Annotated in this window: 31 protein-coding genes; 13 read left to right on the top strand and 18 right to left on the bottom strand. The window is 50.7% G+C overall.

Features of this window, described 5'->3' with window-relative positions; translation table 11 throughout:
- Positions 1 to 235 precede the first annotated feature (235 nt).
- The 18 genes from QN395_RS03730 to QN395_RS03645 all read right to left on the bottom strand — a co-directional run bounded on the left by QN395_RS03730 (position 236) and on the right by QN395_RS03645 (position 13,735).
- Positions 236 to 577 carry a hypothetical protein gene (locus QN395_RS03730; RefSeq protein ID WP_322118744.1) on the bottom strand — a complete coding sequence of 114 codons (342 nt, stop codon included), beginning with the start codon at positions 575 to 577 and terminating at the stop codon, positions 236 to 238.
- Positions 574 to 1,326 (bottom strand): hypothetical protein, encoded by a 753-nt coding sequence (locus tag QN395_RS03725; protein WP_322118743.1) that lies wholly within the window; start codon positions 1,324 to 1,326, stop codon positions 574 to 576. Before QN395_RS03725 ends, QN395_RS03730 begins: the two co-directional genes overlap by 4 nt.
- Before the next feature lie 102 nt (positions 1,327 to 1,428).
- Complete coding sequence (locus tag QN395_RS03720) at positions 1,429 to 1,857, bottom strand: hypothetical protein (RefSeq protein WP_322118742.1); 429 nt, start codon at positions 1,855 to 1,857, stop codon at positions 1,429 to 1,431.
- A gap of 1 nt (position 1,858) precedes the next feature.
- Positions 1,859 to 2,146, bottom strand: a complete 288-nt coding sequence (locus QN395_RS03715; RefSeq protein WP_322118741.1) for a hypothetical protein — start codon at positions 2,144 to 2,146, stop codon at positions 1,859 to 1,861.
- 2 nt (positions 2,147 to 2,148) lie between these two features.
- Positions 2,149 to 2,343, bottom strand: coding sequence for a hypothetical protein (locus tag QN395_RS03710; protein ID WP_322118740.1), 195 nt, complete (start codon positions 2,341 to 2,343; stop codon positions 2,149 to 2,151).
- A 104-nt stretch (positions 2,344 to 2,447) separates the two neighbouring features.
- Complete coding sequence (locus tag QN395_RS03705) at positions 2,448 to 4,529, bottom strand: phage major capsid protein (protein WP_322118739.1); 2,082 nt, start codon at positions 4,527 to 4,529, stop codon at positions 2,448 to 2,450.
- Positions 4,530 to 4,597: 68 nt separating this feature from the next.
- Positions 4,598 to 6,271, bottom strand: coding sequence for a phage portal protein (locus QN395_RS03700; protein WP_322118738.1), 1,674 nt, complete (start codon positions 6,269 to 6,271; stop codon positions 4,598 to 4,600).
- Entirely contained in the window at positions 6,271 to 6,831 is a 561-nt protein-coding gene (locus QN395_RS03695; protein ID WP_322118737.1) for a hypothetical protein, read from the bottom strand. Before QN395_RS03695 ends, QN395_RS03700 begins: the two co-directional genes overlap by 1 nt.
- Positions 6,832 to 6,834: 3 nt before the next feature.
- Positions 6,835 to 8,919, bottom strand: coding sequence for a phage terminase large subunit family protein (locus tag QN395_RS03690; protein WP_323491701.1), 2,085 nt, complete (start codon positions 8,917 to 8,919; stop codon positions 6,835 to 6,837).
- Complete coding sequence (locus QN395_RS03685) at positions 8,813 to 9,358, bottom strand: MarR family transcriptional regulator (protein WP_323491683.1); 546 nt, start codon at positions 9,356 to 9,358, stop codon at positions 8,813 to 8,815. The genes QN395_RS03690 and QN395_RS03685 overlap by 107 nt, the downstream gene beginning before the upstream one ends.
- A 103-nt stretch (positions 9,359 to 9,461) precedes the next feature.
- On the bottom strand, positions 9,462 to 10,040 hold the full coding sequence (locus tag QN395_RS03680; RefSeq protein WP_322118734.1) for a phage tail protein: 579 nt from the start codon (positions 10,038 to 10,040) through the stop codon (positions 9,462 to 9,464).
- Positions 10,041 to 10,168: 128 nt separating this feature from the next.
- Entirely contained in the window at positions 10,169 to 10,687 is a 519-nt protein-coding gene (locus QN395_RS03675) for a hypothetical protein (RefSeq protein ID WP_322118733.1), read from the bottom strand.
- 23 nt (positions 10,688 to 10,710) lie between these two features.
- Entirely contained in the window at positions 10,711 to 11,487 is a 777-nt protein-coding gene (locus tag QN395_RS03670) for a hypothetical protein (RefSeq protein WP_322118732.1), read from the bottom strand.
- Between the two features lie 2 nt (positions 11,488 to 11,489).
- Positions 11,490 to 12,275 carry a hypothetical protein gene (locus QN395_RS03665; protein WP_322118731.1) on the bottom strand — a complete coding sequence of 262 codons (786 nt, stop codon included), beginning with the start codon at positions 12,273 to 12,275 and terminating at the stop codon, positions 11,490 to 11,492.
- Complete coding sequence (locus QN395_RS03660; RefSeq protein ID WP_322118730.1) at positions 12,275 to 12,586, bottom strand: hypothetical protein; 312 nt, start codon at positions 12,584 to 12,586, stop codon at positions 12,275 to 12,277. The genes QN395_RS03665 and QN395_RS03660 overlap by 1 nt, the downstream gene beginning before the upstream one ends.
- Entirely contained in the window at positions 12,583 to 13,020 is a 438-nt protein-coding gene (locus tag QN395_RS03655; protein WP_323491682.1) for a hypothetical protein, read from the bottom strand. Before QN395_RS03655 ends, QN395_RS03660 begins: the two co-directional genes overlap by 4 nt.
- Positions 13,017 to 13,496: a YmfL family putative regulatory protein gene (locus QN395_RS03650; protein ID WP_322118728.1), complete on the bottom strand. Its 480-nt coding sequence runs from the start codon at positions 13,494 to 13,496 to the stop codon at positions 13,017 to 13,019. The genes QN395_RS03655 and QN395_RS03650 overlap by 4 nt, the downstream gene beginning before the upstream one ends.
- A gap of 26 nt (positions 13,497 to 13,522) precedes the next feature.
- The gene (locus tag QN395_RS03645; RefSeq protein WP_322118727.1) at positions 13,523 to 13,735 is read right to left on the bottom strand and encodes a Cro/CI family transcriptional regulator; all 213 of its coding nucleotides are present in this window, start codon (positions 13,733 to 13,735) and stop codon (positions 13,523 to 13,525) included.
- Between the two features lie 97 nt (positions 13,736 to 13,832).
- Between QN395_RS03645 and QN395_RS03640 the strand changes: the two genes are divergently transcribed.
- The 13 genes from QN395_RS03640 (at position 13,833) to QN395_RS03580 (ending at position 20,144) form a co-directional block, all read left to right on the top strand.
- Entirely contained in the window at positions 13,833 to 14,282 is a 450-nt protein-coding gene (locus QN395_RS03640; protein WP_322118726.1) for a helix-turn-helix transcriptional regulator, read from the top strand.
- A gap of 463 nt (positions 14,283 to 14,745) precedes the next feature.
- Positions 14,746 to 14,880: a hypothetical protein gene (locus QN395_RS03635; RefSeq protein WP_322118725.1), complete on the top strand. Its 135-nt coding sequence runs from the start codon at positions 14,746 to 14,748 to the stop codon at positions 14,878 to 14,880.
- A gap of 31 nt (positions 14,881 to 14,911) precedes the next feature.
- A complete protein-coding gene (locus QN395_RS03630; RefSeq protein WP_322118724.1) occupies positions 14,912 to 15,568 on the top strand; it encodes a hypothetical protein in 657 nt (218 codons plus the stop codon).
- A gap of 175 nt (positions 15,569 to 15,743) precedes the next feature.
- Positions 15,744 to 16,367 carry a hypothetical protein gene (locus QN395_RS03625; protein WP_323491681.1) on the top strand — a complete coding sequence of 208 codons (624 nt, stop codon included), beginning with the start codon at positions 15,744 to 15,746 and terminating at the stop codon, positions 16,365 to 16,367.
- A 52-nt stretch (positions 16,368 to 16,419) separates the two neighbouring features.
- Positions 16,420 to 16,563 (top strand): hypothetical protein, encoded by a 144-nt coding sequence (locus QN395_RS03620; RefSeq protein ID WP_323491680.1) that lies wholly within the window; start codon positions 16,420 to 16,422, stop codon positions 16,561 to 16,563.
- A 118-nt stretch (positions 16,564 to 16,681) separates the two neighbouring features.
- Positions 16,682 to 16,870 carry a hypothetical protein gene (locus QN395_RS03615; RefSeq protein WP_322118721.1) on the top strand — a complete coding sequence of 63 codons (189 nt, stop codon included), beginning with the start codon at positions 16,682 to 16,684 and terminating at the stop codon, positions 16,868 to 16,870.
- Positions 16,871 to 16,890: 20 nt separating this feature from the next.
- Positions 16,891 to 17,238, top strand: coding sequence for a hypothetical protein (locus QN395_RS03610; RefSeq protein ID WP_322118720.1), 348 nt, complete (start codon positions 16,891 to 16,893; stop codon positions 17,236 to 17,238).
- The gene (locus QN395_RS03605) at positions 17,238 to 18,083 is read left to right on the top strand and encodes a DUF2303 family protein (RefSeq protein ID WP_323491679.1); all 846 of its coding nucleotides are present in this window, start codon (positions 17,238 to 17,240) and stop codon (positions 18,081 to 18,083) included. Before QN395_RS03610 ends, QN395_RS03605 begins: the two co-directional genes overlap by 1 nt.
- Entirely contained in the window at positions 18,080 to 18,277 is a 198-nt protein-coding gene (locus tag QN395_RS03600; RefSeq protein ID WP_322118718.1) for a hypothetical protein, read from the top strand. The genes QN395_RS03605 and QN395_RS03600 overlap by 4 nt, the downstream gene beginning before the upstream one ends.
- On the top strand, positions 18,274 to 18,498 hold the full coding sequence (locus QN395_RS03595; RefSeq protein ID WP_322118717.1) for a hypothetical protein: 225 nt from the start codon (positions 18,274 to 18,276) through the stop codon (positions 18,496 to 18,498). The genes QN395_RS03600 and QN395_RS03595 overlap by 4 nt, the downstream gene beginning before the upstream one ends.
- A complete protein-coding gene (locus QN395_RS03590; RefSeq protein ID WP_322118716.1) occupies positions 18,495 to 18,974 on the top strand; it encodes a hypothetical protein in 480 nt (159 codons plus the stop codon). The genes QN395_RS03595 and QN395_RS03590 overlap by 4 nt, the downstream gene beginning before the upstream one ends.
- A gap of 33 nt (positions 18,975 to 19,007) precedes the next feature.
- Entirely contained in the window at positions 19,008 to 19,625 is a 618-nt protein-coding gene (locus QN395_RS03585) for a DUF1566 domain-containing protein (protein ID WP_323491678.1), read from the top strand.
- Between the two features lie 57 nt (positions 19,626 to 19,682).
- A complete protein-coding gene (locus tag QN395_RS03580) occupies positions 19,683 to 20,144 on the top strand; it encodes a DUF1566 domain-containing protein (RefSeq protein ID WP_323491677.1) in 462 nt (153 codons plus the stop codon).
- Positions 20,145 to 20,187: the final 43 nt, after the last annotated feature.

The following is a 20,187-nucleotide window of genomic DNA, read 5'->3' as shown; positions in this document are numbered from 1 at the left end:
AAAAGAAAAAGCCACCTGCATCAGGTGGCTTGGGGGAACATATTGATCAGGTCGTCATAGGTTAATTCGCCCTCACTCTCTTCAGAGGGACCCTCATAACCTAGATAACCTGCAACTAATAAATGGACTGGCGGGTGTTGTTGCCAGTAGCGGCTTTGGGCTTGGAAGCTGGGGATGTCCCAGTCATTCCAAGCTTGTTGTGGCGTGCAGCCGGTACAAGCAACGATGTGGCAGACTAGCTCTGTAAGCCAGCAGCCGCCATCTGTTCCTTCAACCGCGCCGCCATCTTTCCCGCTGAGACTGCGAGGCCAGAGAGATTGAGCAGGATTTCCCAGACATCGAAGTAATTACCATAATCGATCAACTCTTCGACCTCTTCTAGCGTGATGTCGTAGTTACGCGACAGGCTGGCATGCGCCATCTTGGCAACCAACTCAATGTCTGGAATGCCGCCCAAAAACACCGCTTTAACTTCTTCGCGGTAAGTTTTAACAGCAGCGACATTGAGCGCAGCCAGTACGAAGGGACGTCCACATAAATTAATGGTTGTGCCAGGCACCTTAACAGCGCCACTCATTCTGTTGAACTCCAACGCCACACAGAACCGCTGTCATCTGCCAGAGCCGACATATCCAGTTCTGGAATAATGAAGTCTTCTTGTTTGCTGGACATAGCCAGCTTGTTAGAGACGACTTTAGGCCAACTGAACGTCAACACTTTGCCGTTACGCTGCATGGAAAAGTCCACTTTAAACGTAGGATTGAGACCCATCGGCAAGTTGGCAACATTGAGCAACTGGCCTGATGCCGCCGCCATGTGCTGGTAATCGATGAAGACCGTTTTGCCAAAATCGGCAGAGGCAAAGACATACGTGCCGTTGCCCGTCGTGGTGTACTGGCCGGACGCAGGCGCAGACGCTACCCGGATCAGCGGCGTGCCTACGCCGTCGTAACGAACGCCCAAGTTAGCAAAGAAGGTATTGCTGTTTGGTGGGGTGATAACGACCGAGGCGGCAGCCACGACACCCGTTGTGTCATTGACCGATGTGATTAAGCCAGAGGTGACAGACTGACCAAAAAAGGCGGCAGTGAATGGCAAGATATTGATGTTGGCAAACTTGGCTTTGAGACCAATCTTGCCCTTGCCGCGCCCTGAATCAACGGGGAAAGAACCCGTACCGTACAACAGCTTCTCGTCAAAGCTGGCATCGATGGAAACGTCTTGCAGAATGCCGAACTGAAACGGCGTGGGGACGGCAATTGAATTGCCGTTGGCGTCTTGGAGGGGCGTAGCCCACATAACACCGGAACCAAAATGGCGTGCCATAAATTTTCCTAAAAAAAATCCCGCATCGGTTGGGATGCGGGATTGGTGGACGAAAAAAAAACCGCCAGCGGCGGTGGTTTGTGGATCTATTGTTGGTGCGTTTTAAATCGTAGTAGTCAGATCGTTAGCCGGTTGCAGGTAGCGCATTTGGTATCGCGTGGTGACAAAGCCTGCGGTCTGCTCTGCCTCATGCTCTTCCCATGATTTGGACTTCTTTCGCAAGTCATCGACCAGAGAACGTAAGCCAGCATTGCCGAGCAATAGGCGGTGAATATCGATCAAGATGGGGTCAGCCAAGGTGTCGAAAGGGTCACCACGGGTATGGACTTCTACCGTGACGACCAGCGTGTTTTCATCAACGCTGCTATTGAAAACACTGCTCTCTTCGTCCGTACACATGATCGCAATACACGGCACCTCACCATGCGCAATCGCAGTAGCGCGAGACCTGAATACGTTGCCCCCAGCCGCCGTATTGCCAGTGAGCGCGCCTAACATTACGACCATGACTTGCTCTGGAATGCTGGACATATCAGCCCTTTGATAATGGGATATTGGAGAAAGCGCCATCGTCCAAGAGAACCGGATTGCGTGCGATATACGCCACGCCATCCACTTGTATTGCGACTCCAGCCTTGATGGAGGCAGCGATGATCACAGCGCTGTCTACCAGCAATGTGGGCATGTTGGATTGCGCACCGATGACGGGTCCTTGCAGATCCTCATCCGGCGTATCTTTGATGCCCATAAAACTCACCGCGCCGCAAAGACACGGCACGCCGTGATCCTGCAGTAGCGCAGCTCTGTTTTCGTCAAACATGGCTATGCGGTTTTGGCAGGATCGGCTTGATCTTTAGTGGCGGCAGGTTTGTCCGCTGTTGGACTGTCTACCAGCTCTAACTTGTGCGAGTGATTGGCTGCCACGTCGTCTTCTACGTCGATCAAATCACCGCCGATTTTGACCGTGTTGTCGTCCATGACGAAAGAAAAGCCTTCGCGGATTTTGTATGTCTTCATGCTGTTTGCTCCAGAATTTTGAGGGTTGTATTTGGCTTAGAAATGGCTTGATTCGCTTTGATTCAAGCCATTGAGTCGTGCTATTGATCGTTTGATGCTCGCGCTTAGGCGATGGCGTCGCTCATCACGGCAAAGGATTGGGCGTGGCGTACGGCGACGTCGATGGTTTGCAAGACGCGCAGTTCAATACCGCCTGCTTCGTAAATGCCAGCAGCGTATGGGTTAGGGAGAATCTCTACGACGCCCCATTCACCGATCAACAACTGTGACCAGTCACCGAAGTAGACTTCGGATAAATTGGTGCCAGTGCCTTTGGTCAAATTGCCACGGGCTTGATTAGTACGGGCGACTGTATAGCCGTTGATCTCGCCCGGTGTACCAGAACGTTGACCCATTGGGCTGTTCGTCCACAAGTATTGGTTTGTTGTGGATTTGACTTTCTTGAGTGCGCCGACTGCTTTGGCGTTGGTCAAATAAGCGAGGGAACCATCGTCCGCATTCGACATGGTGACCTGAGTTTCAAGATCAATCAGGTTATCGATTGTTAATGCGCCACCGTTGGTACCACCAATGACAGAGCCGATGCCCGATTGGTTGGCAATACCCAGCGGTTGGAAGCTGGTGCCAGTGCCATACAACGATGCAGCATCAATCCCCAGCGCCATCGTTTGAATCATGTCGGCACGCACCAATTGCTCGATGTAGGGTGATGTTTGTTGCAGCATGTTGCGGGTGATGACGGAGAGTGCACCAAGATGTTTTGGGGACAAACTCACCTTGTCAAACTGTGCGCCGGTTTGTGAGAGTGTTTGCCCCTCACCAACCCAGTACACTTGCCCGGCTGCTTTTTGACGTGGGATGTCTACGTTACCGACCAAGCCGGACAACATTTGCGCACCTAATCCAAACACGCGGGCTTTATTGCGCAGCATGTCGATGAAGCTACCTGATAACAGGTTGGTTGCAACAATACTTGCGCCGCCAGAGGTAGCACTGAGGCCACTGCCAGTACCGAAGCTGTAATCCGCCGCACGTTCTTTTGAATAGAACGTGAGATTGGTTGGCATGAAGAGGCCTGCTGATTGTTTGCCAGAGCGCTTGCCGATTTCTTGTGAGACTTCACGCTCAAAACCTGCCGTTTTCCAAGCGTTGTTCTCACCCATACGCTCATTGACGCAGGCATTGATAGCGCGCATCAGACTGTATTTAGCTTTTTCACTTTCGGTCAGGTCTGGGTTAGAGCCGCCCGTTAATGAAGCTTGGCCATTGCTGCGCGCCAGGACTTGATTTAAGACGATGCCGCGTGCGGATTCGATCGGTGCTTTTAAGTTGATGAGGTGATTGCGTACGTCATCGCTGATTTGATGTGCGCGGCACATCGCATCAATCTCGGTCACCCGTGCGGACTCGACGAGCGCGGGATTGATTACGACCGCTGGCGCTGCGGCTGGTGCTGCTGGTGCTGAATTGACGCTTGCAGAGGTTGCTGCTTCGGCGGCATCCTGCATGACGTGTTTTTTCTTGAATTTCATTTCAGATCCTTCTGTGTTGTCGGCGGATGCCGTGGTGGTGATGGAAGTTGTGCTGCTCGGGGTGTCGGTGTTGCTGGTGTTGCTGGAGTGGGTGACAACCACGTCCATTTCTTCATCTGTTGCTGAGCGGTTGATGCCTACTGAGGGGTCGCCAGGCACGGTGACTAGCGATACTTCGAGCGCTTCCCATGACGTGACGACGTAGCTGGTCTGGCCTTGGTAGAGATCAATTTCGTAGACGCGGTATTTGAAAGAGACGTTTTTTAAAACGCCCTCGATCACGCGCTGCATCGCCCAATCACCGCGCTCATCGGTGCTGAATCTGGCAGTGCAATAGCAGCGGCGATCTGTGCCTAACCACGCTTTTTCGATGACGCCCAAGAGGTCATTCATGTCGTGGTTAAAGAGCAAATTGCCGTTGCCGTCGATGCGTTGCAGATCGGGTGCGCCGGGGGAGTGACTGAGGATTTCGTCACCCATGTCGCAGGTGACTGGCGTCTCGCTAGAAAAAGAGAACGTGACTTGCCGGGTGTCTGGGTCAACCACACCGACTTGCACATCGGCGGTGTCGGCTGACCCAGAGCCAAGGCTGATAAAGCGTTTTCTTGGTCCTAACTTGTTGACGCCGAGTTCAAGTTTTTTCTTGTCGGACATTGCGGCTCCAATGCAAAAAGCCCACGCGGCGAACCGGGTGGGCTTTTTTGGGGTTGGTAAAACTGGGATTAGTCGTCGGTGGATTTGCTGTCGCTGTTGCTTCCTTTGTCTGTATCGTCTTCACCGGCAGCGCTATCCGACGGACTGTCCTGACCTTGCTTGTTGCCTTCGGCATCTAATGGCACGTCGGTTTCTGCGCCTTGCACAGCGCCCTTATTGTCGGTCTGTGCTGGGTCGGTATCAAAGACGAGATCGCTTTCGGCCATCATGTCTAGCTCTCGGCGGCGTTCTTTGAATACATCCTCGGCATCGGCATGTTCTGAGGTGAGGCTGATGACATCGGAGACCGTCATAAATCCGGCGCGCACGGCGGCCTTGTAAGCCAGCACTTCTTTTGTCGGATCAATCCAAGACCAACCACGCGGTTTAAAGCGCACCGCTAGATACTTTTTGGTATTGGTGTAGTAGTCCGGAAAACTTAATGCACCTGCCAGCACTGCTGCACTGACAAAATCCCGATGCACCTCACGCCGGAAGTTACGAATAAACCAGCCCTGCAATACCCGCCAGAGATCACGGTCATCTAGGAGCGCCAAGCGTGAACTGCTGTAATTGGTCTGCGAGTAATCACTGGATACGCTGGCATACGACACGCCAATGCCAGTGGCAAATGCCCGCAACATAAAGCGCATGAACGGGTCCATCGCCGAATTAGGGCGACTTGGATTAAAGCCGGTAAATTTCTCACCTGGTGCAAGTTGCTGAAATGTGCCGGGCTCCATCGTGAGCGTGGGTTGCGGTCTGCTGTCGCCATCCACAAAATCATCTGCATCCGGTACCAAGCCATCGCCCGATTCGATAATGCCGACGATAGAGGCGGAGGCGCGTGCTGCGACGATCTCTGCCTCTTCGTAGCCTTGCATATTGCGCAGGCGTTTTAAGGTGGCGTGGAACCAAGGCACACCGCGTGTCTGGCCGATACGCTCTGGGATATATAGATGGATAATGTCTTCAGCGGGTATGCGTAGCAAAGCGCTTTCAACGAAGGCACTAAACTGGTAATCGCCAGGGTGATTCGGGTAAAGCCAATAGGCAACTGGTCGCCCCCATTTGTCTTGCTCAATCCCCATGCGAATGGTGTTGCCATTGTCGGCACGTACCACGCTCCATTGATCGGCGATGCGATCTGACTCGATCAGCTCCAATGCATAGGGAATCTTGCCCCTACCGAACGGGCGGCGGATTTTGTGGATGATGACTTCGCCGTTTTCAACTAACGACCCAATGGCGAGACGCTCCATATCAGCGAAGCACAATTTGCCAGCGGGGTCGCAGGTATCTTTGTCAGTCCACTCTTCATACTCTGCCTCGATCTGATCATTGAAGCGCGCCATGAGCTTGCCACTGGCGCTTTTGACTTGCGCTTGCAGTCCGATGCCCGTGCCGATCACATTATTTTTAATAATGCGCACGGCGGCTTTGGCGTATTCGTTATCACGCAGCAGCTCGCGCGAGCGAGCGCGTAACGGGCGCAGGCTGGTGATGATCTCGCTGTCAGCCGAGGTGTTGAGTGCGCTCCAGTCAGAATCAAGGCGACTCATGGCGGCACCGGCATACATGCGCTTGGCGGTGGTGGCCTTGGACAGTAGCGCCTTTTGTGCTGAGCGTTGCGCGTTCCAGTCACGCAGGATGACGCTGCCAGGCTGACTTACTCTGGCTTCGTTGTAAAATTTTTGATTCATTAGAATCTCACTAGAAGGCGGCGCGGGTTGCCGTGGCCGTTGACGATGGATTGCTTCGCGTTTTCTGCATTGACACGACGCTGCCAAAAATCGCGCAATGCCATCAGCTCGGTGAGACTGTGAAACTCTGTCTGGCGGGTACCGATGGTGTAGCTTTTGATCTTGCCGCCGGAGCTGGTGAAGCTGGCTAGCGCGGCCTCGCAATCTGCCAAGGCTTTGACTGCGACGGTTCTGCTATCCATCGCTGCGGTGATGCCGGTGAGATCCGCCATCACTTGCAACGTGCCGCCGCCGATGGTCTTGCGCTGACCTTGCTGTGACAGATAGGCGCCCCAGACGTAGGTGCCTGCGACCAACGTTTGGCTTTGTGCCAGTGTGATGGATGTTGTCCAGCCATCGCCATTGGCACCTGCTGTTAGCGTGAGCGGTACCGCGCCGCGCAGTTCGTACTTCAAAGTCCAATCTGCACTGGACATGCGGATGCGAGATTGGGTATCGAACCACGCGTCATCGTTCCACTGCGCTGTATCACCAGCGGTGAGCGTTTTAATTATGTTCATGGGTTACCAGTTCTTCGCGGAATAGCCGGACGTACTGCGGCGTGGCCGTTGTTTTGGCTGCGCTTTTAGCACTGGCTTTGGTTCGATTGGTTTGGTTATAGTCCTGATCGGTGCCGGACTGGCCTGCTGTCCTGCATCGTCATTACTGTCTTGATCAATATCGGGTGCATCGTCTTGTGCAGACGTATGCACTAGCGGTTGTTCTTGCGGCGCATGCTCTGAAAAAATCTGACGCTGGCGTAATTGCTTTTCAATCGCATCCCAGTGAGCAGGTTTTAATAGATGCAGCTTGATCGACATTGCCGCATGGAGTGCATAGACTTCGCAATCCAGTGCTTCATTTCTGACGCCCGATTTTTTCTGCCACGTCTTGTGATTCTTAATCGTCTTATGCGGCGCTTTGATTTCTGAGGTGATCTGATCCCAGTAATCGGGGCGCACGGATTTGTACCAATGCATGCGTCCGGGTCCGTTGCCTGTTAGTGCTAGGCGGCCAGTGATGATTAAATCTTTTGCCCTCTGGGTACCAACGATATAAGGACGCACACCTGATGGATGCGGCTTGTGTTTTTTGTCATAATCAATTGCTGAACTGGGTCGGGCAAAAATCTCTCGTGATACTTTGCCTTGTTCAGACGCGCCTTTGATCGCCATGTAATTTTTGGCCTTACGATCACGCACGTAGTCATAGACAGCATCAGTTGCTACACCGTCAGATGAATCAACGGATACGGCGCGAATCGTCATGCTGTTGCCGCTGGCATGCGTAAATTCGCTGGTCAATAAAGTGTCAAGATCGTCCCATGCCCCAGAATTGGAGATCAAAGTTTGCCCGTGGATTTCACCCCAGTAGACTAACCAAGATTCACTCCCCCTACCCCATGCACGTATGACCACTGCAAGCCGGTTGTGTTGTACATCGACGCCTGCGGTGAGCACCATGCCGCCCCATGGGATCGTTCTTTCGTCGTACTCTTCTGCGCGTTCTGACAATTTGTCGGAGGTGGGTAGATCGCTTTTGTACTCGTATGGCAGGCCTTCGCTGCTGTTACGGAACGCACGCATCTTGGTGTCGTCACCCTGATTGAGCAGATGCTGCGCCGTAAGAAATTTCTCTAACAACTTTTGTAGAACGCTTCCGGGGAACGGCGAATACAGTTCGTTAATGTAGAAGCCAGCGACGCCGTAAAACGGGGCGGTGGCGATCCAGACCGCCTTCTTGACGTTGCGATTTTTTTCTACATCCGTCCATAAGCAGGTGCAATGCGGACAGGCATAGCGTGCTGAATCTGGCCTGACCTTGCCGAAGACTTCATGATTAAATTCTGGCTCTTCGGTGTACTTGACGTTTTCCCACATAAGCACGTGCGACTCACCACAGTGGTGGCATGGCACCATGAATACGCGCTTGTCACTGGCTTGGTATGCAGCGTCAATGCGTGAAATTCCCTTGACCGTTGGCGTGCCGCCAAAGATTACTTTGCTACGGGCGAAGGTCTTGACGCGCTCTTCTAGCAGCGTGATCGTGTCGCCCTGATCACGCACATTGTCATTGCAATCGTCCGGCTCTTCCACGATGACGATGGGCGCCGGTGTTGACTTCACAGAGCTGGGGCTGTTGGAGCCGACGAGCTTGATGAAGCCACCCGGAAAACTTTTAAAATCCCAGCGATTGTCGCGGTCTTTGCGTTTGTGAATCTGTAACTTGGCTGCGACACGTGGTGTCACTTCTGCCATCGGTATGAGCTTTTCATCATTAAACTCTTTGGCGGCTTGCGCCTTGGCGAACATGATAATGATCGGCACCGGACAGATGTCGATGATCTTGCCAATGAAATTTAGGATTGCGCCATCAGTCCAGGCAACCTGCGCGGACTTCATGGCGACGATCTTGCGTACAGTTGGATCATCAATCGCGTCGTGAATGCCCTTGATCCATGGTGTTAAATCTGGGTCGTACGCGCCTGGTAGCGCTGAGGCTTTAGCCGATAACCGGCGGTGCGTTTTCGACCAGATATACAGGCTGACTATTTCCGCCGGAACTAGCGCCGTCGTCAGCCGTGTTACGAGCTGCACTACTGCTAGCATCGTATCGAGCAAGATGTTTGAAGGCTGCATTAGTGAACTCATTTAGGATTTGGATATCGACATCGACTCCGTAAAGAGCATCAAGCGCGGCCTTGAGTCTGTCGTCTCGCCCCATCAATTCAGATTTAAACGCGCCAACCATTTGCATCAGTTCTGGTTCGAGCTGCGCGACGTTGATGAGCTGGCCTTTTTTTTCAGCCAGGGTGAACTGCTTTAACTCGCGGTCAACCCGCTCACTGAGAACGCGCTCACGTACAAGATCAAGGCCATCCTCACTGCGATGGCCTGATGCTTGTGCGCGTAACTTGCGGATGTATTCGACGCGGATGACATCAAGCGTTGTTTGTTTCCAATCGATGCCAGACTGGTTTAGGAATTTACTGACTTCGACTTGAGATATGTCTAGATGGTGTGCGATCTGTTGTTGAGTAACGCTCATTTATAGCCCCCTAGCAATTCAGCTAACTAGACGAAACTCGGGGTCTTCGCACCCGCTCTGTGTTGTCTCTGGAAAGTACCTTGGAAATTCTTGGCGGCGATGCTTAGCGCATTAGGTACTTGATCTGCTGCGCTAGGATCGATGGGAACTTGTCATCGACCAAGCGTTGCAATGAGTCCTGCACTGCCTTGTTTGCCATGCCATCCGGTATGCTTGGTCCGAACAGTTCTTTGATCGGCAGGCCGCTCCATGTGGTGCGGCCATTCTTTACGATCTTCTTGTGTGCGTTGCCTGTGCGCGTGTACACGCCCTTATGCCCGCTCGGCATCGTGGCGATGAACGCACCACTGATTACCTTACGCCCATTGAGCACGCTTACTGATACACCTTTAGAAGTTTCACGTGCGCTGTACCTGATCAGCGGTATCGGCCTGCCAGATGCAACACACCTAGCAGTAAGGTTGCCACTGGTTGCGTTGAACGTTGCCAGCCCCTTCTTGATGTCAGACACCTTCAGGTTATAGCCAGCGTCACGTATCTGGCGTGATACGTCTGTCTTCACTTGCGCGATGACTTTGTTCAAAGCACGCACAGTCGCTTTCTGACGCACGTCGGCTTCTACCCGCTGCATGTCTCTTAATACGCTATCGATATTGCTTTTAACGTCAATCTTGATAGCCATAAAGCGCCCATAAAAAAGCCCCAGTCGCATTACACGACCGGGGCAAAGTGCAATAGCACACAAGGATACAAAACCAAAAAAGCAATGCAAAAAGCCCCGAAGACTGATTCAGTCATTCAGGGCTTTATTCAGGTTATTTCGCTTCCTAGAGGCGCAACCGTCCCCAAAGGGACGGCTAATGCCTCTAGGCGCGGAACACACCGTGCGTGCAAGTTGTAATGCCGAATTCTAGCAGGAACTTCCAAACTATCAAGCACCAAAGTCAAATTATTTATCGCTCTGCCAAGCACAATGCGTATAGAACTGTCGTTTATATGCAACTTTGATTTAATAAAATGGTTCGGATATCCAAAAACGTACTTAAACCGCAATATCTGCTTTTGGTCAAAATGAATTAACGTGCGCCAGGCAAATTCCACCAGCCAGCCATCAAGCTCATCCACGTGAGCGTGATAAAGCTCCGAACTTGGCTCAGTGATCTGCAAAGCCACAGCCAAAGCCTCCTCACGCTTATTTCTGCAAGCCACGTAGGATGCCGCCCAATCACAGCAGCATCCACCGCCCGCACCATGCTTCGTACGAACGGTACTAGCCCAATTTGCCATTCTGTTTTCAAAACTTGTTGCTGCGCATGGGCTCTCAAGCATTCTTAAACTCCAAAATAAATTGATCAATGCAAAGACTCATTGCTGCTGCGTAGCGCTTGATTCATGTCTGGTCGCGCCTTGTAGCCCATCACAACCTGCGCACTCTCAAGCGATACCAATGGCACTGTCTGGTCGCCCGCTTTCCACCGCTCAATGATGCGTTTAGCCCAGCGCAAATGATCAAAGCCAGGCTCTTTTGTGAAACTGTTCTGGACTTCACGTGCCGCCTGCACAACCTCTGGCGACGCCACAGCCGGAACATACTCAACACGCAAAGCAATGTCCGGTATTGGCTCCCAAACACCAAGCGCCGACTGATAAGCCAGCACCGATTCCCAGCGTGATTTGATCTGTCCATGCGTCAGCATTTTCAAGTCATACGACATCGACACCGCAGCCCAGTACAACGCCAAACTGCTCCACGAACCCACCTCGCCACGCTCACGCGCTGCCAGCCCGGCTATCGCCTCGTGGTACGCAGACAAAGGGTCAAGCGACCGCCTGCAGGCTTTTAAAAACTCCGTGATCGACGGTGGATGAATGCAAACGCGGCGGCATTCCTTGATGCCAAACTTCACCTCATCCATCGTGATCCGCTCATCCTCCAACGCTTCAACCCAACTCTCACGCCAATTTTGCAGCGATTGCGCATCCGGAAAAAGTTCACGCCAACGCTTCGGATAAGCCCCATCTAAGCGGTTGTAAAGATGATCGATCGGTGTAATTCCCAGTGCCGGATGCACCTCAAACCAAGGCGACACTGGCGCAGTGCTGATCCTGTTTTTAATCTCGGCTGTCATAGCTATTTTCGGTTTTGATTGACGTACGCGGTGGCATTAAATTTCTGCGCTCCCGAAGGCGAGGCACGTGCTTGCGGCACCGTTGCGCCCGTGGCATTGATGCCCGCTGATTCCCCTGCCCATCGCTCGATAATGGCGATGACATAACCCGCATTGATCGTCTCAGAAGGCTTCGATTGCTTGGCAGTTGCGCAAGCAGAATCGATAATCTCTGGCGTGATGGCCTGCTCTGCCAGCTTGATCAAGCGAGGGTCTGCTGGCTGCGACTTCACTCCGTTTTTCCTGAAAGCAATGCTCAAATCCGCAGCGCTTACCCCGCGTGCCTTTGGCTCATCCGATGCCGTTACCTCTTTTTTTTCCGAAGGCTCCGGGGTTACACGGGGTTTCTGCTCTGCTCTGTTCTGTTCTGTTCTGTTCTGTTCTGTTCTGTTCTGGGGCGTTACTGTAACGTTACATGATGTTTCATCTTGTTTTTTGCCCTCTTTTTCCTTCGCCCGACTCCTGCGAACCCGCTCTGCGCTTGAGTCTGACTTAAATTGACGCCTGTCCCAATTGAGTATTTCCCAATCCTCGTTAACAAAGCCTTTACGCATAAACAGCACTTTCGTTTGCGCAAGGTCGTCGTCACTTATTCGCAATGCAAATGCGATCTCATCATCATGTAACGTTACCAGAGCGTTACTGCAACGGAGGCAAAACAACATGATTAAACGCCGTTGCATTGACTCGCTCATACTCTGCACTTTAGCGTCAGCAGCAAACTCGCCATACAACCGGAACCAATCCATCAAACACCCCCAACAGAACGCACAAACACCCCGCTACCCGACCGCAAGAACGCCACCGCCGCATCCGTCAACGAGTACATGCCCCGCTGCTTCTCAAGCAAGCCAAAACGGAATAAGACCACGCACACGTTATGCACATGCATCAAGTCACGCAAACAATCAGGGAAGGTATTTAAAAGAGAAATGCCATAGGCGCGATACCCACGACACAGAAACAATTTAGTCAAAATCCGGTACTTAATATCATCATGCGGCAACACCAATTTAGACTTAGGCCGACCACGTGACGCCGTATAACAAAACGATGTCATGACACCACCTTGCCACTAGGCAGCTTGCGAGTACCACCCATCAGCGACGGTATCTGCTGATGATCAAACGCACCATCGCGCACCAACGTTGGCGTAAACAGCCTTGCCAAGTCCAATGGCTTCTGAGGGCTTGGCAAGCGTGGTGGCGCGATCTGGCCCACATACTTTTGCGGTAATGGCAAATACGTGCCATCGATGTCAGCCGCGTACTCTTTGCCCTTGAGCGTGGCAGTCAGGCTATCCCCATGCAGCTCCGCAAAACTAAAGCCATCGAGTACATTAGCGATCTTTTCTTTGAACGTGTTGACGCGCGAATACTCAGCACCGACAACTTCCATCAACACTGATATTTTTGCGGTACCGCCCAACTCAACCAAGCGGCAAATCACCTTGCATGCAGCAGACCCTGCACGCGGCCCGGTGTGGCGGCTCATACCTGCTCACCCTCAGCCATCGTTTTACGCTTCGTCTCATGGCAGTAGACTCTGAAGGTCAACGCACGTAATTCGTCCATCGTTTTATGAATCTTGTCGACCAAGGCATTAAAGCGCTCTTTCTCTCGCGGATTAATGGAGCCGTTCTTTGTGTCCTCGCGGTATTCCTGCGACAACATGCCTAGTTCTTCGTACAGCTCATGAAACTTGACACCAATCTCTTCATTGCTAATGTGCTCGACCGATGGCAGCTTAGAAAACGTCCCTCCGCTCAAAGCACAAACCGCATCTGCGAAGAAAGTAGTCTCAGTAAAAGACTGCATCAGCATGGCAGTCTGCACCCCAACATCTTGTCCCTTACGCTCATAGATACGATTTTCCAGCGAATCACGCGACATACCCAGCGCACCGCACATCGCATCCCAGCCGCCAGGAAACGCCTTGATCATTCTTAAATATGCTTGACGTAGATTCACTACTTCCCCCGTTTGTTGTGGTTTTTTTACTGGACAACCGGCGATAGACTGCAGTTGTCGCTCGGCTGAGTTGTTGAAAAGAGGTCTGGATATTTCAGCTCTAAGTACATCCGGCGAGCTTTTGGGATGCCCGTTTTTTTCCAGTCAGAAACTGAGGGCGGAGAGATATCAAATATCTTAGCTACAGCAGATGTACCGCCTAGCTTATCAATGATCTTAGAGTCGAGTAGATTTTCCATTGCTGAATTTTAGGTGTTCCTAATTTTAAACGCAAGAGAAAGTTTAGGCACACCTTAATTGTTTTGATCTACGATTACGGAAACTTAGGAAAAGCTAATGAGCTGGAATCAAAGACTTACTATCGCGAGAACAAATGCGCAAATCAAAAAATCTGATTTTGCGAAACGCGTGGGCGTGTCCGCTGCAACCGTGACAGATTGGGAAGCGGGAGATATCAAAAAGCTAGATGCGGAAAAGATGATCCGCATCTGCCAAATTTTAGGCGTGTCCGCAGAATGGCTAGTCACTGGTCGTGAATTAAAAACAATCAACCCTTATCACGCATTGGATGTTGAGACCATCCATGTAGTTCAGGTCATGCAGAATATGACCGAATACCAGCGCCACTTAGCCGCGCAGATCGTAGATTCCATTGCTCAACCAATGCCATCCTCCCAGCTTATCGAGCAAATAAAAGAGGTTGACGACTTTATCCAAGAATCTGATACCGCAGCAATCGACGTCGTCAATGCAGCGTCACCACGTCACAAGAACAAGTCCCAGTAGGAAATTTCTGCACCAACAAAGCTGCTTTCGCCAGCAACCAAATTTGCGCCGGTTCATCCATTCCATCAAATAATTTAATAAGCTCTTGATGCGTCGTCTTCATTGCAGATTCCTTTTGATGTAAAAAGTTTATTAAAACAGTTCACATATGTAACTAATTTGTAAATGTAGTGTATATTTTTGTATGTTTTATCCGAATTACAAATCACGCCCTCCACTAAAAATAGCGGCAGATTACATTGAGCCACCTTACTCATCAACTTTGCGCGGTATTTCTGCTTTGCGTAGTCGTAACGACAAGCGCCGACGCCAAGCTTGCTCGCAGCGCCAAAACTAAACAACAGTTCCAACACTCGCACCCATGCCCATCAACAGGCAAAAAAAAGGGTGCATGCCCAGGCTATGTCAAAGACCACGTAATTGCACTCGCTTGCGGTGGTCCAGACACGCCAGAAAATATGCAATGGCAGACTATGTCAAAGACCACGTAATTGCACTCGCTTGCGGTGGTCCAGACACGCCAGAAAATATGCAATGGCAGACTATAGAAGAAGGAAAAGCAAAGGATAAGTGGGAGCGCAAAGGCTGTAAACAATAGGTTTTGATATTCAACTAAAGAGGAATGGAAAATGGATTTTTTAAGAAAAGCTGGTACTGGTATTTTCGGAGTATTGACACTATTCAGCTTAAAAGTGATTTTGGATGGTCAATTATTTCTTGGCATTACTGAAGTAATCGTATTTGGCGCGCTCGGGATCTGGTGCTTTATTCCTCTTGCTAAAAAAATAAAGCTAGAAAAACAACAAGAAGCGCTGATGATTCAAGATATTCAAATGAAGCGGGATCAACAGCTATTTAAAATCAAGAATGGCGAACTTCCAGTTGTCAGTGTCAAGTCCGTGATATTGCGATCTGGCGAAACAGCTCACCTCTCAAGCCGAGGCGCGATTTTGATGGAAGAGCAAGTGACCGGTTATGAAGCTGGTACCACCTCAGTGAGAGTCAATATAGCCAAAGGCGTAACCGTAGGAAAAGCGGGTACTAAAGCCAAAGCAGTAAAAGGATATGTCGGCGTCTCAAAAGGCGAATTTGCCCTGACCAGCGGAAGAGTTGTGTTTGCTGGTGAAATAAAGAGCTTCGAGATTCCCTACTCAAAACTAACCAGCTTTTTCACAATCGAAGACGGCATTACATTCCACGTCGGGTCAAAATCTCACATGGTTTGTCTACCAAGGCCCGATGTGCCGTTTGCAAGCCTACTTTTAGAAAAGCTAACACAAGCCTGACCAAGAATACAGTGATGTTAAAAAGCACCTTAGGTGCTTTTTTTCGTCTAAGTCTAAGGTAAATCTAAAATAAATTTTTCACAATCGACCTAATTTAAGGTGTTCCTAATTTATTTCTTGACTTTGAATTTAGGTACACCTAATATTGGCTTTGTCACTAACCGACGGAGCCAACATGCAAACCATCCAACCCAAAGCAGCAGCTTTACTGATATCAACAACCCAACCCCAACTAGAAAGAATCCCAAGGGGCCTCATCGGCAACGGTTCACCGTCACTACAAAAACCAGCCACGATCAAACCATTTGGCGACCTTCCCCGCATCGGCAAATACTGGCATGGTCACGGCGGCGTCTACACCGGCATCATGCGCGGTGAAAAAGGCTTGCCTGACTACCACCTCATCACCGCCGTTGACCCACTCGCCATCGTCTCTGATATCGCCTGGGCAGATGGCTACGACAAACAACACGGCGCATGCAGTGACGTCGATGGCATCGCCAACACCCTCTACCTCTGCGCATCCGCGATCAATCACCCCGCCGCGCAATGGGCAAGCAAATTATGCATAGATGGTCTATCCGACTTCTATCTACCCGCCCGCCACGAAGCACGCTTGATGTACATCAACCTGCCAGGCCTGTTTGACTTAGATGACTGGTACTGGACATCAACGCAGGGCGCTGGCAACGCCGATTGCGCATGGATGCAGGATTTCGGCGACGGCGACCAGGACGGCGATCACGAGTCGGATGAGGGCAGTGCCCGGGCAGTCCGCAGAATCTTAATCATTGAGTAATTTAATCATTCGTCTGGCACCGCCAGACTCGACTTTTTTTTGGAGTACTCGCATGAAAAACAATTTATTCGACTCCCCTTGGATCGTCTTATTAGCGTTATTTGCCGCATTTATGGCGGGCTACGTCGTCGCCGACGACAAACGCATAGCTGCCGAAGACAACGCAGCACAAACGCAGAAAGTCGCCCAAAAATGAACCGCTACAGCGCCAAATTGAGCATAGCAACAGAGATTTACAGAATCGAACGCAAGTTCGGCAAATCACGCCTGCACGCTGTGCAATCCGCACTGCAAGCGATCATCGCACGATAACCATGGCACGCATCCAACCCGACCGCGCCGCACTGGAAATCGCTTATAACAATTTGCCGATTGCCAAGCCGTTGGATGCCGCCTTAAAAGACCCGATTTTAAAAAGAATTATTGAAAACCGCGCCCGCATCCACATGCGCCAGCGCGACCGATTTGATCTTAAAAAAATGCAAGCCAACGACAACGATTAACAACCAACAGGAGTAAAACCATGTCACACAAAGCATTTGCAGTCGTGCTGCAAGACCTTCGGGATGGAAGAGTCCATGCCGAATTTACCAAGCTCTTTGGCGAACTAGTCGCCCAGGTAAAAGAAACCGGCAAAGGCGGTGAGATCAGCTTAAAACTCAAGATCAAACCTGCAACACGTGGCGCAGACGTTGACAAAATCACGATCGCCGACGTGATAACGATCACGCAGCCCAAGCCAGAGCGGGGCGAGGATATTTACTGGCTCACCGACGACGGCGATCTGTCCCGCAATCATCCGCGTCAAGGCAATCTCGAATTGCGCGACGCCACACCAACCGCACCAGCTCAATTTAAAGAGGCTAAATAATGACTGAAGTACTCACCAGAACAACTGCCGATCAATTACATATCAGCCCAGATACGATTGACCGTATTACAGAGCTAGCGCATGCCTCCGTAGCAATACAAACTTATGCTGGAACAGATCATCTGATCGTGCCAGACGGCTACAAGCATATCGATATTACTGATGTAGTTGAGCGCGCACAACAAGCGCCAAATCGCAAAAAAGGGACCGCGCATCTATCGGATATAGACAGCTTTATTCAGTACGTCAAAGACCAAAATATGAGCCATCTTGGCTACATCTATGCAGATCCCGAAGCCTGCACGCTGACCGCTGTTTTTAATGACTATCGAGAAAGTGCATCAACCGGCTGGCGCGACCATCGTGCTGTATTCAAAGCTGAAAAATCACGTGAATTTTTAATTTGGCTTAACAGTAATAAAGAGCCAAAAGAGCAAGAAGCATTCGCTGTCTTTTTAGAAGACAACATTGCCGATATTGCCGAACCATCGGGCGAGACATTGCTCAGTATTGCCCTGACTCTACAAGCTAAAACAGATGTCAATTTTAGCAGCAGCCGCCGCTTAGATAACGGACAAGTGCAACTAGCATACACAGAAAATATTGACGCTCGCGCAGGCAACGGCAACATCGACATACCGCGTGAATTCTCTATCGGCGTGCGCCTATTCAAAAACGGTAGTGGCTACAAATTACGCGCGCGACTCAAGTACCGCTTAGGTGGCGGCAAGGTCAAATTTTGGTATGAATTAGACCGCGCAGATAACGCCATTGAAGACGCTTTCAAGGACTACATCACCAAAGCGGCAGACTCAGGCTACACGGTACTTCTCGGCAAGCCATGATTCCAATTGATTTAAAAACGGGCGACAAAGTGGCATTCCGGTGCCACATTTTTGGCGAAGTCACCGGCACGATTCACCAGCTCATGCGCTGCCTGACCAACGGTCAGCAACATGCCATCGTACAAGTGACATTGTCGGGCGAAGCTGAAATGGATTGCTGCGAACCACTAATCAACTTGAGGAAATTAGCATGAGTCAGACCAAGAAGGGATCACTACTAGAAGCCATCATCAATGTGCTGATCGGCTACACCATCAACATGCTCGCCAACTTTTTTATTTTCCCTATTTTTGGCTGGCAAATATCGCTTCAACAAAACCTGATCTTAGGTGTGTTCTACACAGCGATATCGATCACCCGGTCTTACGTGATTCGCCGTTGGTTTAATCGTGCAATCCACAAGGCAACGTCATGAGCAAACGAGCAAAACAAAAACGGTGCAGCCCATATCGCCAACGCACGATAGACCCCATGGGAGGCTTGCGCACACTCACGGACAAACAGCCCATGAGCCAAAATCAATTGACTGATCTTGGCCTTGGCTACTGGCTCGCCTTCGACAATATGCTGTTCCACGACAGCACAGAGTACGACTGGAACATTGTCACAGGCAGCTTAAATATCGGCGTAGTGATGTGCGAAGAAGGCGTCAACGAAGAAGCCATCGATGTATTCAAGCGCGCCCTAGACGCCTCATTCGCCGCCCGCCTACGCGGCGAACGCACAGGCGCATGGCGCTACGCAGGTGCAGACATCGACACCATCCGCAACGCACTGCAAATACACGACCAGCAATGCGCATCAGTCACACAAGGCCGCATGGTCAAAGTGATTTATGAAGTACGGGACCGCGTAGACCAAGGTTTGGTCTACGCAGAGCCAACCAAGTAGTTTTTTATACCTAAAAATTAAAGGACGAATGAAATGTTAAAACTCAACGAAGTACCAACAACACCGGGAACACCATTACAAGGCGGCTATTACGTAGGCCGCTTTATGCTGAAGGGAGATTTATACGCACTGATCGTTAGTCCAAAGAAAGAGGGTGGTTTTGTTGATGTTTGGAGTAATAAACCAAGCGATGGCAAAGATGGTAGTGACGCATCTAGCTACAACGACGGTAGATCAAATACGTTGGCAATGGCCGTTGCTCATAGCAATTTAGCGAAAAATATATTACGTATGAATGCCGGTGGTTTCCAAGATTGGCATCTGCCAAGCCGTGATGAATTAGAGCTGTGTTACCGCTATCTGAAGCCCAGCAATTACACCGACAATATGTTCCGCGCTGGCGACAATCCGAGCAGTGTACCCCCAGGCTATCCATACACAGAACAATCACCAACCCAAACTGTCGCAAACGAATTTAAAGAAGGCGGCACAGAGGCATTTGATACTACTTGGCACTGGAGTTCTACGCAGGGCGCTGGCGACGCCGATTACGCATGGTTGCAGAATTTCAACGACGGCTACCAGGACTACGGTCACAAGTCGAGTGAGTACAGTGCCCGGGCAGTCCGCAGAGTTTTAATCATTCAATAATTCAATAATTCAGCGCGCAGCGCTTGAAATTTTTTACCAATCTAACCGGATTAAATCATGACCATCACACTAGACGACATAAAAACAGAGCATCACAAAGTAGCAGAAATGATCGCTAAATTTGAGGCAAAAGCAAAAGTGGCAAACCTATTTCCACTGACGATCAACGCACCAGCCGCAAGGCCAGGCGAACAACATCTGGGCATCATCATCAGCGCCGATGGTAGCAAACATGAACACATATTTTTACTTGCAGGCACAAAAGAAGACGTGAGCTGGCAAGACGCGATGGAGTGGGCAAAGTCCATCGGTGGCGACCTACCCAATCGGTGCGAGTCCGCATTGTTATTCGCCACAATGAAAGATCAATTTAAACCGGTATGGCACTGGACAAATGAGCAGTACGCTGGCAACGCCGCTTGCGCATGGGTGCAGGGTTTCGGCTACGGCAACCAGGACGGCAGTCGCAAGTCGGATGAGTACAGTGCCCGGGCAGTCCGCAGAGAATCAGTAATTTAATCATTCAATAATTTAGCGCGCAGCGCTTAAAATTTTTTAAAGA

The organism is Undibacterium sp. RTI2.2, assembly GCF_035018705.1.
GTDB lineage: Bacteria > Pseudomonadota > Gammaproteobacteria > Burkholderiales > Burkholderiaceae_D > Undibacterium.
This window is presented reverse-complemented; position numbering and strand designations above follow the sequence as displayed.